A 15590-nucleotide genomic window follows, 5' to 3' on the forward strand; every position below is an offset into this window, starting at 1 on the left:
GTCTACGAGAAGTACGGCCGCTACAACGCCGCCCAGGTCGCCAACGTCATCACCTACCGGCCCAAGATGGCGATCCGCGACATGGCCAAGGCTCTCGGGCACAGCCCCGGTCAGCAGGACGCCTGGTCCAAGCAGGTCGACTCGTGGGGCACGACCGCCACGGTCGAGAGCGACATCCCCCCACCGGTGGTGTCGATGGCCGAGCAACTGCTGACGTTCCCGCGCCACCTCGGCATCCACTCCGGCGGCATGGTGCTCACCGACCGGCCGGTGGGCGAAGTCTGCCCGATCGAGCACGGCCGGATGGACGGCCGCACGGTGCTGCAGTGGGACAAGGACGACTGCGCGTGGATGGGCCTGGTGAAGTTCGACCTGCTCGGGCTGGGCATGCTCGCCGTCCTGCACTACACGATGGAGGGCGTCCGCGAGCACCTCGGCGAGGACTGGACGCTGGCCACCATTCCCAAGGAGGAGCCGGGCGTCTACGACATGCTCTGCCGGGCCGACTCGGTCGGGGTGTTCCAAGTGGAGAGCCGGGCGCAGATGGCGACCCTGCCCAGGCTGCGACCGCGCCGCTTCTACGACCTGGTGATCGAGATCGCCCTGATCCGCCCGGGCCCGATCCAGGGTGGCGCCGTCCACCCGTACATCCGCCGCAAGCTCGGCCAGGAGCCGCCGACACCGCCCCATCCCACGCTCGCCCCCGCGCTCGAACGCACCCTCGGCGTCCCGCTCTTCCAGGAACAGCTGATGCAGATCGCGATGGAGGTCGGCGGGTGCACCGGCGACGACGCCGACCTGCTGCGCCGGGCGATGGGCTCCAAGCGCGGGCTGGAGAAGATCTCCTCGCTTCGGCAGAAGCTGTACGCCGGGATGGCCGCGCGCGGGATCACCGGCGACACCGCCGACATGATCTACGAGAAGATCGAGGCGTTCGCCAACTTCGGGTTCGCCGAGAGCCACTCGATCAGCTTCGCGCTGCTCGTCTACGCGTCCTCGTGGTTCAAGCTGCACTACCCCGCGATGTTCCTGGCCGCGTTGCTGCGAGCCCAGCCGATGGGGTTCTACTCCCCGCAGAGCCTGGTGGCCGACGCGCGCCGGCACGGGGTCGAGGTACGCGGCGCCGACCTGCACCTGTCCGGGGTGCACGCCGACCTCGAGCTCCTCGACCCGAGTTCTCCGGCCGAGCTACCCAGCGGGGGGCCGACCGGGGATCCGGCGTGTGTGGAGACCTACCACCCGCCGGTCGGGGAGTTCGATCCTGAGGCGCCCATCGACGACGCCCGGCACCGGCGCGACGGGAGGCACGCCGTACGCCTCGGGCTGGCCGGCATCCGCTCGATCGGCGCCGACCTGGCCGGGCGGATCGTCGACGAGCGCACCGCGCATGGGCCGTTCGCCGACCAGGCCGACCTGGTCCGGCGGGTCGGCCTGACCTCGGTGCAGATGGAGGCAATGGCGACAGCGGGCGCGTTCGGGTGCTTCCGGATGTCCCGGCGGGAGGCGTTGTGGGTCGCCGGCAGCGCCGCCCAGGAACGCCCCGATCAGTTGCCGTCCGGTGGCACGTACGCCAAGCAGGGCAGCGGTCCGGCCGCGAAGCCCAAGCAGGGAAGGGTTCCCAGGCCCGCACGTGGCGGCGTCCCCGAACCCGCCGGGTCGTTACGCGAGGAGCGGCACGAGCAGGTCCCGCTGCTGCCCGACCTGAACCCCGCCGAACGCGTGATGGCCGACCTGTGGGCCACCGGCATCTCCCCCGACGACTACCCCACCCGGCACGTACGCGACAAGCTCGACGAGCTCGGCGTGATCCCGGCCGCTCGGCTGCGCACCACCGAACACGGCCGGCGCGTACTGGTCGGCGGCGTCGTCATCCACCGCCAGCGACCGGCGACCGCCGGCGGGGTCACGTTCCTCAACCTCGAGGACGAGACCGGGATGGTCAACGTCATCTGCCCGCAGGCGGTGTGGAACCGCCACCGCCGGGTCGCCCGCGACTCCCCCGCCCTGCTGATCCGGGGCCGCCTCGAACGCGTGGAGGGCGTGACCAACGTGGTGGCCGAGAAGTTCAGCCGGCTGCCGCTCACCATCGCCACGATGTCCCGCGACTTCCGCTGACGTCCCGCGACGTCCGCCGACGTGGGATCATCGCGGCCGTGCACCAGTTGACCTTCGACGCGCTCCTGTGTGACCTGGACGGCGTACTCCGGATCTGGGACGCCGAGGCCATGGCCGACCCCGAAGCCGCCAACGGCCTGCCCGCCGGAGCCCTGGCGGCGGCCGCGTTCGCACCCGACCGGCTGCTCCCCGCGATCACCGGCCTGGTCAGCGACGAGCAGTGGCGGGCAGGTGTGGTCGACGACCTCGCCGAACGCCACGGGGGACGCGCCCGGGCCCAGGCGGCGGTCGACGGGTGGTCGGCGCCCGTCGGCCGGGTCGACCCCGGGGTGCTCGACCTGCTCGTCGCGGCGCGTACACACGTTCCGGTCGTCCTGGTCAGCAACGCGACGACCCGGCTGGAACGCGACCTCGCCTCGCTCGGGCTCACCTCGCACCTGGACGCGGTGGTCAACACCTCGCGGATCGGGGTGGTGAAACCCGACCCGCGCGTCTTCCGGTACGCCGCGGCGGTGGTCGGCGTGGACCTCTCCCGCTGCCTGTTCGTCGACGACCAGCCCGGCAACGTCGAGGCGGCCCAAGCCCTCGGCATGCAGGGGCTCACCTACACCGGCCCGGACAGCCTGCGTGCGGCACTGGGCGACGCTGCCCAAGCCCGCAAGGGAGGTCAGCCGGGCGAGGCGAAGGTGGCCGCGCAGGTGCAGGTGCCCGGCTCGACCTCGGTGTAGCCGGCGTCGCGTACCGTCGCGGCGGCCACCTCGCCGTCGACGATGTGGCGCCACCGCTCCGGGGTCGCCGTCACGACCCGCAGCGGGAAGTTCGCGGTCGCCCACCCGGCGACGGTCTGCTCGTCGAGTTCGAGAAGCGCGAGGTGGGCGGCGTGCCCGACCTGGGCGCAGCCCTTTCCGGTCGACATCCGTACGCCCGGCGCGAGCACGATCGACAGCACCGGCCCACCGGCCTGCTCGGCGACCCCTGCCTCCTCGACCCCACCGAGCCGCTCAGCGTCGGCGTCCTCGGTGTCCTCGGCGTGCGCCAGGTCCAGCCCCTCCACCTGCAGCTTCGACACCTCCACCGGCGGCCGCGCCACGGGGTGCGGAGCCAGCGCGCGTACCTCCGCGCCGCCGGAACGGGCGGTGATCCCCGGCAGGCGTTCCACCTCGGTCCACCGGATCCCGCGTGCACGGCGTACGACCTTGCGGATCCGGCCGTCCATCCAGCGTTCGAGGTCGGCGTGCCACGGCCCGCCCGGAGCGCTGTCGCGGTCGGCCAGCAGTCGTACGACCGCCAGCGCCGACGCCGCCAGCGCGTCCTCGTGGGTCGGCATGCTCGCCTTCTCCACCCGGACCACCAGCGGCAGCGCCCACGGCTCGTCGTCGTCCCGCTCCGCCTGCCCGATCCACGCGAGGTTGCGCCAGTGTTCTCGCCACCAGTGCACCGCGGCCATCGGGTCGGGAGCCTCGTCAACCCCACCTTGCGCGGGCAGGCCGGACTCACTGGGCTGGACGGGTTCGGTCACCGGGCCAGTATCCGTGCGGCCGCGTGGCGCACGTCCGGGCGGGTACGTTGGAACGCCGAAACGCGCCGCCGACAAGGAGGTCTCGATGAGCGAGCAGCCGGACTTCGCGCCCATGCCCACCGACTGGCAACGCTGCCTGGCGATCGTCGCGCACCCCGACGACCTGGAGTACGGCGCGGCCGGTGCGATCGCCGGCTGGACCGCAGCCGGCCACGAGGTGAGCTACCTGCTGGTGACGCGAGGCGAGGCGGGCATCGACACCATGTCACCCGCGCAGGCCTTGCAGGTCCGCGAACGCGAGCAACGCGCCAGCGCCAAGGTCGTCGGGGTCGACAGTGTGGAGTTCCTGGACCACACCGACGGCGTCATCGAGGAGGGCACGCGCCTGCGCCGCGACCTCGCCCGGGCGATCCGCCGGCACCGGCCCGAACTCCTGCTCACGCTCAACCACCACGACGGCTGGGGAACGCCGGGCAGCTGGAACACCCCCGACCACCGCGCGGTCGGCCGGGCCGTGCTCGACGCCGCGGGCGACGCGGGCAACCGGTGGATCTTCCCCGAACTCGTCGACGAGGGCCACGAACCCTGGAACGGCGTCCGCTACGTCGCGGTGGCTTCCTCCCCGTACGCCTCGCACGCCGTCGACGTCACCGACACCCTCGACCGGGCGGTGGCCTCGCTCGCCGAGCACCGCGCCTACATCCGCGCGCTGGACGACCGGGATCCGGTGGAGTACGCCCGGGAGCACCTCACCAGCTACACGCAGGGCGCGGCGGAGCGGTTCGGCGGCCGGTCGGCGGTGTCGTTCGAACTGTTCAGCCGCTGACGGTTCAGCCGGGTCAGCCGCTGACCGGTCGGCCACCGACCTCACGGCGTACGGCGGACACGGCGGCGCTCACCCGGGCCGCGCGCGTCGACCCGGGCCCGGCCTCGGTGACGTACCCCACCAGATGCCGAAGGTGTGCCTCACCCACCTGGTCGGCGTCGATGCCCGCGCGGGCGAGGGCGGCGGCCAGGTCGGCCGGTACGTCCACCCGGCGCCGGCCTTCCGGCAGGACGAGCGTGCCCTCCCAGGACTCCGGCAACCAGTCCGAGTCCGGCGAGGCGTCCACACCGTCCGCACCGTCCGCACCGTCCGCACCGTCCGCACCGTCCGCACCGTCCGCAGCGTCCGCACCTCTCGCGGCCAGCAGACAGACCAATGTCACGTCGTCCAGGGTGAGAACGCGGACCCGCACTGCCCGGCACGTCAGCCGCGTCGACCCCACCGACGTCTCCGACGGTTGCGACTCGGTGAGCAGCAGCACGGCCGGCCGGTAGCTGTCGTACCCGCTGAGCCGGCGGTCCAGCACGTACGCCGTCGCGCCCGCGTGGTCGTGCCTGCGCCCGCGGACAGCGATCCGCGTGGACTCGTTCGTCGGTGTGGACCCGTTCACCCGCGTGGACTCCCTCATCGGCACGGTCCGGTCAGCGGCCGGCCCGCGTACGTCGAGTACCACAGCGGCCGGTAGCACCGCCATCGCTGCGGCACCAGGCCGCGCGGCGCGGCGGCGCGTTCGATCTCGCGCCGGATGTCGAGGTAGTACGCCAGCTCACCGGCATCCTCGGCGCGCAGCAGGTCCATCAGCGGCGTGTGTGACTGGTACACCTGTACGGACGGGAACACCGTGCAGTGCGGGAGCAGCGTGCGCAGGAAGTCGCGCATCAGCGGATACGGATCCAGGCCCACGACGTAGGTGAACGACGTCCGCAGTCCGGCCGCCCGCGCCCGGGCCAGCAGGCCCGGCATCTCCTCCGGTGTCAAGCTCGCCTTGCTCGCCTTCAGCAGGACGTCCCGCCGTGACGCGCACTCGGCGGTGAGGAACAGTAGGAACGGACCGATCTCGCGGGCGATCTCGTCGAACGCCTCCCGGCTGCGCAGGACCGAAGTGAGCAACCCGATCCGGGGCGTGAGGCCGTGTTCGGTGAGCACCCGGCGCACCGTCCGCAGGTGGTCGAGGGCGGCCTGTTCGGTGTGGAAGCAACCGGTGGAGATGGTCACCTCCGCCAGGTCACGAAGCGTCCCGCCGGGCGGCAACTGCGCGGCCAGCCCGGCCAGCAGGGCGGCGATCTCGTCCTCCAGCCGCAGCCGGGGATCGACCGCGTCCTCCAGCGTCGTGGGGCAGAACGCGCAACCGGTACAGCGGCTGCGCGCGTTCGGGTTGAGCGTGGCGGCCCGCCAGCGCCGGCCGTCCCAGCAGCGCAGGTATCCCGGCACCGCGTCGTCCACGGCCCGGCGTTCGACCCGGGCAAGCGTCCGGCCGTCGACGCACAGCCGGTCCTCGACGAGCTCGAACGGCGAGTCCGGGCGGCCCGCGGGTACGACGACCACGCGGGACTCCCGCTCCCCGGCCACCCGCACCAGCAGCCGGATCCGGGCGCCGAGCGGAGTGCGGATGCCGTACAGGTTGACCGCGACCAGGACCAGATCGTTCCAGGCCACGCCGTGCTCGCGGGCGAGGCCGTGCCACCTCGTCAGGGGCGGCGTGTCGACGAGTGCCGTCATGGCAGACCCATTTCCACCGACGCGCCGTGGCCGAACGCCGGTGGCGATTCGTGCGACAATTTCCGCCGCTCATGTGAGGAGTTCACCGTGCCCGACACTCGCAGCGTCCTGGTCACCGGAGCGACCGGCAACCAGGGCGGCGCCACACCGGTGTCGACCACTTCGAGACCAAGGCCGAGGTCGAACGCCACATCGCCCGGCTGGAGCTGCCCGCGACGGTCCTGCGGACGGTGTACGAACAACCTGCTGCACTTCGACGTGGCCGACGACGAGCGCGTCGTCAACCTGCCGTTGCGTCCGGACCGGCCGCTGCAACTGGTCGCCGCCGACGACATCGGCTGGTTCGCCGCCGACGCCTTCGACCACCCCGATGCCTACCTCGGCCGCCGGTTCGAACTCGCCGGAGACCAGCTCACCCTGCCCGAGATCGCGGCGGCGTTCGAGCAGGTGACCGGCGCCCGCACGCGTTACCACGCGGAGCCGATCACGTCGCGCATGTACGAGTGGTTCGCCGAGGCGGGCTACCAGGCCGACATCGCGGCACTTCGAGCGCGGCACCCGGACATGCTGACGTTCACGGAGTTCCTGACCCGGCACCTTCCGCGCTAGGCAGGCGGTCGGAACGCAGCCGTACGTCATCGCCGGTCGGCGGCCGGTCGCGGTGGGCCAGGCACCAGCGGACCAGCCACACCAGGATCGCGATCTGCACCAGCGGCGTCACCGTGTCGCGGATCCGGTCGGTCACGAAGCCGACCGCGGCCGGCAGGTCGACCACCCGGCCCGGCACGTACGCCGCGGCCATCATGGCCGTGCGGGCGAGCACCATCGAGTCGAGCCGGCCGGCGACGAGTCCGGCCAGCGGCGCCCAGGCGAGCAGGTCGTACCACGGCAGGCTGTACTGCGTGGTGAACACCCAGGCCAGGCAGAGTACGGCGGCCACCCGGACGGCCTCCGGTGTCGGATCTGACGTCGGATCCGACGTAGCGTCATCTGCCGTGCGCCCGCGCCCCCGCCCCCGCATCGCCTCCGCCACCGGCTCGCGCACCGCGGGCGGCACGACCCGCCACAACAACGCCGCGAGCAGCACGGTCGTCACCGCGGAGGCGACGGCGATCACCGCACGGGCGGCGGGCATCGGCAGCACGAACAGGTACAGCGGCCCGAACAGCAACCGCCACGGCGTACCCGACGACACGAAACTCGGCGCCGCCAGCACCCGGTCGAACACGTGCGGCCCGGCGAACACGTACGTCCCGACGAGCGTGAGCAGCGACCCCGCGCACAGTGCCGCCGTAGCCCGCGGAGACCGGCGCAGAGCCCACAGCAGCGCCAGGCCGTACAGCCCGACGGTGAGCTTCACCGCTCCGCCGAGGCCGACCAGCAGCCCGGCCGCGAACGGCGACCGGCGGACCACCACCAGCGCCGCCACCGCGAACACCACCGCCTGGGCGTCGTTGTGCCCGCCCGCGACGACCAGCCAGGCCAGGACAGGGTTGGCGAGGACGCACAGCACGGCGCGGGCCCGCGCCCGCGGCGTCCGCCCGGCCAGCCGTACCGCCAGCAGCCCCACGGCGACGAACGCCATCGAGTTCGTGACCTGCAGGCCGAGCACCGTGGCGTGCGTGGATCCGCCGCCCAGCCAGGCCGCCGCCTGCTGCAGCCAGGTGCCCACCGGGCCGTAGACGGAGGTCGCGGTCTGCCAGGGCCGTTCGGTCGCCGCGACCACCGGGTCGGCTCGGTGCAGCACGTACTCGGCCGGTGCGGTGAGGTACGGATCCCCGCCGCGCGCCGCGATCCGGCCGTACGCGGCGTACATCAGGACGTCTCCGGACGCCATCGGCGGCACCAGCGTCAACGCCGTCACCCCGGCGACCCCGAGCGCCATCAGCCGGCGCGGAGCCGGGGTCCACCCGGCGGACAGGGCGCGCAGACCGGCGTACACGCCGAGGGCACCCACGGCCAGCCCGGTCAGCGCGAGCGTGACCACCAGCCAGGGCGGGGGATGCGCGTCCCACCAGTACGGCGGCCGCCACGCCGCCCGCTGGGGCAGGGTGAGCGCGACGACGGACGGGCCGAGCAGCCCGGTGACGGTGAACAGCGCCAGGCTCGCGCCCAGGCTGACGACCGCGAACCGTCCTGCCCGGCTCGACCCACCGGCTCGGCTGGACCCGCCTGCCCGGCTCGACCCGCCGGCCCGGTCAGTTCGTACGTCGGTCACGACGAGGAAGCGTGGGAAGGGTCGGAAGGGGTACGACACCCCGCCGGGCCAGCGCCTCGGCGACGTGCAGCCACTGCCGGCCGCGGTGGAGCTGACCCCGCCAGTCGGCCCCGGTCACCCGGTGCTGGAAGTCGACCGGCACCTCCGCGACCCGGAAACCCCTGCGCAGCAGGTCGATCGTCATCCCCACCTCGACCCCGAACCCGCGGGCGAGCGGGCTGACGCCGTCCAGTGCGGGCCGGCTCAGGCACCGCTGCCCGCACAACGGCTGGGTGGCCTGCCACCCGGTCGCCCGGTCGATACCTGCGCGGGCGAGGCGGACGACGAAACCGTGCCCGCCACCGGGGCCGTCGGTCTGGGGCGGCATCACCGCGATGGTGACGTCGGCGGTTCCGTCCAGTACCGGGCGAACCAGCGACTCCGCCCGGGCCGCACTCTCGGCCAGGTCGGCGTCCAGGAACAGCAGGTGCCGCGGATCGGTGGGGTTCTCCCGCGCCTCGATCGCCGACACCGCCTGCGCACCGGTGGCCAGCGCGGCCGCCTTGCCGCGTGGACGGTGGTGGCCGACGACCACCGCACCGGCCTCCTGGGCGTGCGCAGCGGTGGCGTCCCGGGAGCCGTCGTCGACCACGACCACCAGGTCGACGGCGGTCACCTTCCCGGCCGCGCGAACGGTCGCGGCCACCCGTGCGGCCTCGTCGCGCGCGGGGATGACGACCGCTACCCGGGCCGCCTGCGGAGACGTAGGAACGGACACGGCACGAGCCTAGGGGGTGTTACGAAGTGGGCGCCGGTGAAGCGAGCGGCTGTCCGCGCGGGCAGGCGACGAAAAGTGAGTGCGCGGCGCGCGTCAGGTCCGGCTGGTGCCGGGCGTCAGGTCGAGCACGGCGTACACGGTGGTGGTGCGGTCGCCACGTCGTACGCCCCACCGGGCGGACAGGTCGTCGACGATCGCCAGCCCGCGACCGCCCAGCGCGGACGCCGGCAACTCCAACGGGCGCGGCTCGGTCGGCCCGCCCCCGTCGGTGACGCTCACCTCGAGCCGGTGCGGATGCCGCCTCCACGTCACCCGCAACGCACCGGCGGGAAGGGGACGCGCGTGCCGGAGGGCGTTGCCGACGAGTTCACTGAGCACGAGAACCGCGTCGTGCACCTCGTCGGACGCGATGCCGGCAGCACGGAGGTCGGCGGCCAGCCGTCGCCGTGCCGCCCGGGCGCTGGCGACCTCGAACGGCAGCACCAAGGCAGTGGAGCTCGTCGAACTCTCGACGGATACCACAGTCACGCCTTCTCCTTAGACCTCCGCTCGCCACACCTTTGTGCCGTGCCATCCCGCGTAGGCATGACGCTTTGCTTCCCGCACCGACGGGGGTGGAAACCCTCGCTCGCCCGGGCAAGGAGTTGTCCGGGCAAGCGCACGCGGGGTCACAGGCGGTGGTTTTCCGGATGTGGCCAGGGAAGACGGACGCTCGGACCACCACGCCGGACGATCGAACGGACGACTGTGGATGGCTGTGGACGGCTCCACCGATGCACCTGACGACGCCCGGTAACCTCGCCCACTGTGACGTGGGCGAACGGCAGGACCGTGCGAGCAGCGGGCATCCTACCCGCGCTGGCGCTCGCGCTCGCCACCATGGTTCCGGCGCTGACCTCGCCGACGTCGGCGGTCGCCGCGCCGAACCCCACGCCCACGCCCACGCGTACGCCCGCTCCTGGTCCTACTCCCACTCCCACCGACACCGCGGATCCGGGCGACGACGCCGGTGCGGGAAACGCGCCGGTCGACCCCAGCCGCTACCTGAACAACGACTGCCGCAACCAGTACGCGGGTCCCGCGTCGACCGCCGGGCAGCCCTGGGCACAGGACCGCCTCCAGCTTGACCGGCTGAACTCCTTCGCCACCGGGCGCGGCGTCACCGTCGCCGTGGTCGACACCGGCGTCGACTTCCGCAACCGCCAGCTCACACCCGCGCGCGCACCCCACGCGGCCAGCTTCGTCCAGGACGAGGACACCCCGATCCCGCCGTGGCGCGACTGCGCACCCAGCGGGCACGGCACCCTCGTCGCGGGCATCATCGCCGCCCGGCAGACGGCGGGGTCCGGCCTGCGCGGCGTAGCGCCACTCGCCGACATCCTGACCGTACGCGTCGCTCCCGGACCGGAGCAGGGTTCGGCCGCCGCGCTCGCCGACGGCATCCGCTACGCCGCCGACAACGGCGCCGACGTCATCAACGTGTCCGTCGTCACCGGCAACGAGTACGACCCGCTCGGGCAGGCCGTGCGCTACGCCCTGGACAAGGGCGTGGTGGTGGTCACCGCCGCGGGGAACACCGGGGGCAACCAGGGCAACGCCGAGCAGTGGCCGGCGGAGTTCGCGGCGGAGAAGGGGTACGAGGGCCTCATCGTGGTCGGCGCGGTCGACGAACAGGGCAAGGTCGCCGACTTCAGCACCACGTCGGTTCCGGTGTCCGTCGTCGCGCCCGGCACCAACCTCACCAGCACCGCCCCCGTGACGAACTACCAGCGAGGCCAGCAGGGGACGAGCTTCGCGGCGCCGTTCGTCTCCGGCCTCGCCGCCCTGCTGGTCGAGAAGTACCACCACCGACTGACGCCGGTGCAGGTCAAGCAGCTGATCGAGGACACCGCCGACCATCCGGGCCTGGACCTTCCGGACCGAAGCTACGGCTACGGGATGATCAATCCGTACGAGGCGCTGACGCAGCTGCTCCCCGAGGCGGGCACCACACGGCGGCCACAGACCGGTCCGGCGATCGCCCCGCTTCCCACGCCCGACGATGCCGACTCGACGCCGCGTACGGTCGCGCTCGGCGTCGGCGGGGCCTCGGTCGCCCTCACCCTGCTCGTACTCGCCGGGGTCGCGGTGGCCCGGCGGGGCCGGGCGCGCGGCTGGCGACCCGGCGCGGACGCGAACGCCGAACGATAGGTCCCGTTCCGAAGCCCCCGGCGGAACGCGCGGCTCATCCGCGCGTGGCCGGCAAGCGTCAGGGGAGCGGGTGGTCGGCCGAGCCCTTGACGTACGCCGTCTGGATCAACCGTGTGCCGAGGCGGCGGCTCACCAGCGTGCCGCGTCCGGGTGGCAGCGGTGCACCCCGCACGCCACCCCACAGCTGGCCTTCCTCCCTGGTGCCGGACATGATCAGGCCCGGGTTGCCCATGTCCCGGATGCGCTGGACGATCGGGTCGTACATCGCCCGGCCCGCGCCGCCGAAGCCACGGGCGAGGATCACGTGCAGGCCGATGTCGCGGGCCTGGCTCACCAGGTCGGTGATCGGCGCCAGCGGGTTGCCCGAGGAGGTGGCGACCAGCTCGTAGTCGTCGACGATGAGGTAGAGGTCCGAGCCCTTCCACCAGGTTCGGTTGCGCAGCTGCTCCGACGTCACGTCCGGACCGGGCAGCCGCTTGCGCAGCGCCGCACCGACGTCCTTGAGCAGCGACGTCGCGGCGTCGGAGGACGCGGCGAAACCGATCAGGTGGTCACCGCTCACCGCGTCCAGCAGCGCACGCCGGTAGTCGATGATGATCAACCGCGCCTCGCTGGGCGGGTGCCGGTCGACGATCCCGCGGGCGATGACCTCGAGCAGGTTGGACTTGCCGCACTCGTTGGCGCCCAACACCACGAGGTGCGGCTCCTCGTCGAGGTTGAGGTAGACCGGCGCCAGCTCGTCCTCGTCGATGCCGATGGGGACGCCCGGCCGCGGGTCGGCACCCGCCTGCGGCAGGCTCAGCAGCGGAAGCTCCTCCGGCAGCAGCCGCACCGGCGGCGCGGCCGGACCCTGCCAGGCGTCGGCGACCGCGGCGACCATCGCGTGCACGCCGTCGGCGACGTCCTCGGCGTCCTCCACCCCGTCGATGCGGGGCAGCGCGCCGAGGAAGTGCAGCTGCTCGGGTGAGAGTCCGCGCCCGGGGCGGTTGGCGGGGACGTTGGCGGCGGCCCTGCGGTCGATCTCGGAGTCGTACGGGTCGCCGACCTTGAGCTCCAGCCGGGTCTGGATGAGGTCCTTGATCGCCATCCGGAACTCCGACCACTTGTTCGCCGTGGCCACCACGTGGATGCCGAACCCGAGCCCTCGGGCGGCCAGCGTGGTGACGGCGGCCTCGACGGCCTCGTGGTCGGCCCGGACCGTGCCCCAGCCGTCGACGACGAGGAACACGTCGGAGGCGAACCGGTCGGGCTGGATCCTGCCCTGCCGGCGCATCCGGCGGTAGGTGGCGATCGAGTCGACGCCGGCGTCGGTGAAGGCGCGTTCGCGCTGCTCCAGCAGGGCGGTCAGCTCACCGACCGTACGCCGGATCGCGTCCGCGTCGAGCCGGGTGGCCACCCCGCCGACGTGCGGCAGCCCGAGCAGGGCCGACAGCGTGCCGCCGCCGAAGTCCAGGCAGTAGAACTGCACCTCGTCGGGCCGGTGGGTGAGGGAGTACGACGCGATCAGGCTGCGCAGCAGCGTGCTCTTTCCGGACTGCGGTCCGCCGACGATGCCGACGTGGCCACCCGCTCCGGCCAGGTCGAGCCACATCGGGTCCCGGCGCTGGTAGTAGGGCTTGTCCACCAGGGCGACCGGAGACTGCAGCCGCCCACGCCCCTCCCAGTCGACGCTCAGGCCGTTGTCGGGGCTGACCGTGAGCTGGCCGGGCAGGAGCGAGTCGAGGGTCGGCGGGGTGTCCAGCGGGGGGAGCCACACCTGGTGTGCGGCCCGGCCCATGGTCTTCAGCTGGTCGACCACCAGATCGATCAGCACCCGGGGCTCGGGCCGGTCCTGCTGGGCGTAAGCCGGCACCTCCGCGGGCTCCGGCTCGAGCTCCTCCGGCGCCTGCACGATCTCGGGCTCGACGTAGTCGGTGGTGTAGGCGGTGATCCGCGGCACCCAGCGCTTCTCGCCCGGCTTCGGCGGCGGCTTGCGTCCCGGTCCGGCAGCCGGCCCGGACGGCTCGTAGGTCCCGCCGACATAGGCGGCCTTGAAGCGGACCAGGCCTTCCGTACCGACCTTGAGGTAGCCGCCACCAGGCTCGCGGGGCAGCTCGTAGGCGTCGGGAACACCGAGCACGACCCGGCTCTCACCGGCCGAGAAGGTCCTTAGGCCGACGCGGTAGGACAGGTGCGTGTCCAGGCCGCGCAGCTTGCCCTCCTCCAGCCGCTGGGAGGCCAGCAGCAGGTGCACGCCGAGGCTTCGGCCCAGCCGTCCGATCATCACGAACAGCTCGATGAACTCCGGCTTCGCCGACAGCAGCTCGCTGAACTCGTCGACCACGATCCACAGCGACGGCATCGGCTCCAGCGGCTTGCCCTTGGCGCGGTCGTCCTCGTAGTCGCGCAGCGAGCCGTAGTTGCCGGCCTGCCGGAGCAGCTCCTGGCGACGGTTCATCTCACCGGCCAGGGCGTCCTGCATCCGGTCGACCAGGATCAGCTCGTCCTCGAGGTTGGTGATGACCGCGGAGACGTGCGGCAGGCTGTCCAGGCCGAGGAACGTCGCGCCGCCCTTGAAGTCGACGAGGACGAGGTTGAGCGCGTCGGGGGAGTGCGTGACGGCCAGGCCGAGCACGAACGTGCGCAGCACCTCGCTCTTGCCCGAACCGGTGGCGCCGATGACCAGTCCGTGCGGGCCCATACCGCCCTGGGCCGACTCCTTGATGTCCAGCTCCACCGGCTGACCGTCGGGGGTGAGCCCGAACGGGATGCGCAGCCGGTCGTGACGCGGACGCGGCTGCCAGATGACGTCGGGGTCGAGGTGGTTGGCGTCGGGGATGCCGAGCAGGCTCATCAGCTCCAGCTCGTACTGCGGCTTCTCCTCCTCCACCTCCGCCTGCTCCTCGATCACGCCGGTCGGCCCCACCAGCGCCGACCGCAGCGGGGCGAGCTGGCGGGCGAACGACTCGGCCTGGGCGACGGTCAGCTCGTCGGGCCGGCCGAGCAGGCTCTCCTTGCCGCCCGCGTCCGGGTCGTCGTCGGCACCCGCGGGGACGTGGAACACCTGGTCGGCGGTGACCCGCAGCCGCATCACGCCGTCACCGAACCGGCGGACGGCGTTGCCGGTGAGGTCGATCACCGTCACGCCCTGTGGCGGCGCGCTGAGGAACCGCGCGTCGGTGCTGGCGTGCCCGCCGTCGACCAGGACGACGACGTGCGGCTGGTCGGTGAGCGGCTTGCCGTTGGCGGAGAAGAACGGGCGGTTGGCCAGCTCGGGCGCCAGCAGGCGTTCGAGCTCGGCCAGCGACGAGGTGACCAGGCGCACCTGGCCGGCGCCGTCGGTGGCGGTGGGATGCAACGCGTGCGGCAGCCACTTGAGCCAGTCCCAGTCGGCCCGCCGATCCGGGGCCAGGCAGGACGCGACGACGAACTCGTGCGGCGCGTGGAAGGCCGCGAGGTGCGCGACCATCGCCCGGGCCAGGCCGCGGACGGCCTGCGGGTCGCCGTCCATGCGTACGTGCGCGAAGCCACGCAGGGACACCGCGACGGGCACGTCGGGAACGGTGCGGTAGGTGGCGATGAACCGGCGCAGGGCACCCGCGGCGACGGGTTCGAGATCCTCCACCGGCTTGGTCTCCGGCGCGATCAACTGCAGGACGAACCGCTGGACGCCCTTGGCGACGCGTACGTGGCCGAAGTCGCGGTCGGCGGGCCGGCGTTCCCACAGCCGCCGGCTCAGCGGCAGCACCCACAGGCTGTCGGGCTCGGGGTAGCGCCACTCCAGCGCCTCGCGCTGCCGGTTGGCGGCGGTGCGGACCCGTCGGCGGAGCTGGCCGAGGTAACGGAGGTAGTCGCGCCGGCTTCCGTCGACCTGGTGCTTGCGCTCGCCGTTCTTGCCACCGCTGCCGAGCTGGCTGATGTACATCCCCACCATGGACACGGCCATCGTGCCGCTCATCAGCAGCCGCATGGAGTTGTTGCCGGTGGAGCCGCTGGACAGCATGAACGCCATCACCGCGCCGCCGCCGAGCATGGGCAGGATGCCGAACATCTTCTGCATCGCCCCGCCGGGGGTGGCCTCGGGCAGCTCCGGTGGCGCCTCGAACAGCACCTCGCCCTTGGGCATCGCCGGTGGCTGCCGGCGACCGGGGCGACGGTAGAGCACCGTGCTCACTGCGCGGCCCCCTCTCAGCCGGACCGTCGGGTGCGGTGGATGTGCGGTGTCGGTGGATGTGCGGTGTCGATGGATGTGCGGTGTCGATCGGTG

The 15590-nt window shown here is 72.8% G+C and carries 12 protein-coding genes; 5 read left to right on the forward strand and 7 right to left on the reverse strand.

From position 1 onward, the window contains the following. A partial coding sequence (locus F4554_RS00005) for a helix-hairpin-helix domain-containing protein (RefSeq protein ID WP_476494852.1) occupies window positions 1-2115 on the forward strand: 2115 nt, incomplete at its 5' end. A 38-nt stretch (window positions 2116-2153) separates the two neighbouring features. Beyond that, complete coding sequence (locus F4554_RS00010; protein WP_202889075.1) at window positions 2154-2843, forward strand: HAD-IA family hydrolase; 690 nt, start codon at window positions 2154-2156, stop codon at window positions 2841-2843. Here F4554_RS00010 and F4554_RS33350 read toward each other — a convergent pair. Beyond that, entirely contained in the window at window positions 2783-3634 is an 852-nt protein-coding gene (locus tag F4554_RS33350) for a peptidyl-tRNA hydrolase (protein WP_202889076.1), read from the reverse strand. The two genes, F4554_RS00010 and F4554_RS33350, sit on opposite strands and share 61 nt — an antisense overlap. A gap of 85 nt (window positions 3635-3719) precedes the next feature. On the opposite strand from F4554_RS33350, the gene F4554_RS00020 reads away from it, so the two are divergent. Then, window positions 3720-4460, forward strand: a complete 741-nt coding sequence (locus F4554_RS00020; protein ID WP_179785444.1) for a PIG-L deacetylase family protein — start codon at window positions 3720-3722, stop codon at window positions 4458-4460. Window positions 4461-4473: 13 nt separating this feature from the next. Here the strand turns inward: F4554_RS00020 and F4554_RS00025 are convergent, their stop codons facing one another. Next, window positions 4474-5088, reverse strand: coding sequence for a hypothetical protein (locus tag F4554_RS00025; RefSeq protein WP_179785445.1), 615 nt, complete (start codon window positions 5086-5088; stop codon window positions 4474-4476). Next, on the reverse strand, window positions 5085-6179 hold the full coding sequence (locus F4554_RS00030) for a hypothetical protein (RefSeq protein ID WP_202889077.1): 1095 nt from the start codon (window positions 6177-6179) through the stop codon (window positions 5085-5087). The genes F4554_RS00025 and F4554_RS00030 overlap by 4 nt, the downstream gene beginning before the upstream one ends. Window positions 6180-6266: 87 nt before the next feature. Here F4554_RS00030 and F4554_RS33355 point away from each other — a divergent pair, with 87 nt between their 5' ends. Next, complete coding sequence (locus tag F4554_RS33355) at window positions 6267-6788, forward strand: NmrA family NAD(P)-binding protein (protein WP_179785446.1); 522 nt, start codon at window positions 6267-6269, stop codon at window positions 6786-6788. Here F4554_RS33355 and F4554_RS00040 read toward each other — a convergent pair. From F4554_RS00040 to F4554_RS00050, 3 genes are all read right to left on the reverse strand, one after another. After that, a complete protein-coding gene (locus tag F4554_RS00040; protein ID WP_179785447.1) occupies window positions 6754-8397 on the reverse strand; it encodes an MptA/MptB family glycosyltransferase in 1644 nt (547 codons plus the stop codon). The genes F4554_RS33355 and F4554_RS00040 overlap by 35 nt on opposite strands. Then, window positions 8378-9154, reverse strand: a complete 777-nt coding sequence (locus tag F4554_RS00045; RefSeq protein ID WP_179785448.1) for a glycosyltransferase — start codon at window positions 9152-9154, stop codon at window positions 8378-8380. Before F4554_RS00045 ends, F4554_RS00040 begins: the two co-directional genes overlap by 20 nt. 93 nt (window positions 9155-9247) lie before the next feature. Then, window positions 9248-9682 carry an ATP-binding protein gene (locus F4554_RS00050; protein ID WP_179785449.1) on the reverse strand — a complete coding sequence of 145 codons (435 nt, stop codon included), beginning with the start codon at window positions 9680-9682 and terminating at the stop codon, window positions 9248-9250. A gap of 279 nt (window positions 9683-9961) precedes the next feature. On the opposite strand from F4554_RS00050, the gene F4554_RS00055 reads away from it, so the two are divergent. Next, window positions 9962-11344 (forward strand): S8 family serine peptidase, encoded by a 1383-nt coding sequence (locus tag F4554_RS00055; protein ID WP_179785450.1) that lies wholly within the window; start codon window positions 9962-9964, stop codon window positions 11342-11344. Window positions 11345-11402: 58 nt separating this feature from the next. On the opposite strand, the gene eccCa is transcribed toward F4554_RS00055, so the two are convergent. Further along, window positions 11403-15497 carry a type VII secretion protein EccCa gene (gene eccCa, locus F4554_RS00060; RefSeq protein ID WP_179785451.1) on the reverse strand — a complete coding sequence of 1365 codons (4095 nt, stop codon included), beginning with the start codon at window positions 15495-15497 and terminating at the stop codon, window positions 11403-11405. Window positions 15498-15590: the final 93 nt, after the last annotated feature.

This window comes from Actinopolymorpha rutila, assembly GCF_013407855.1.
GTDB classification, from domain to species: Bacteria; Actinomycetota; Actinomycetes; order Propionibacteriales; family Actinopolymorphaceae; genus Actinopolymorpha; species Actinopolymorpha rutila.

Bases quoted from the DNA above. Each gene is read 5' to 3' on its own strand.
- F4554_RS00020 (WP_179785444.1), top strand. From the start codon at position 3,720: ATGAGCGAGCAGCCGGACTTCGCGCCCATGCCCACCGACTGGCAACGC.
- F4554_RS00025 (WP_179785445.1), bottom strand. From the start codon at position 5,088: ATGAGGGAGTCCACGCGGGTGAACGGGTCCACACCGACGAACGAGTCC.
- F4554_RS00030 (WP_202889077.1), bottom strand. From the start codon at position 6,179: ATGACGGCACTCGTCGACACGCCGCCCCTGACGAGGTGGCACGGCCTC.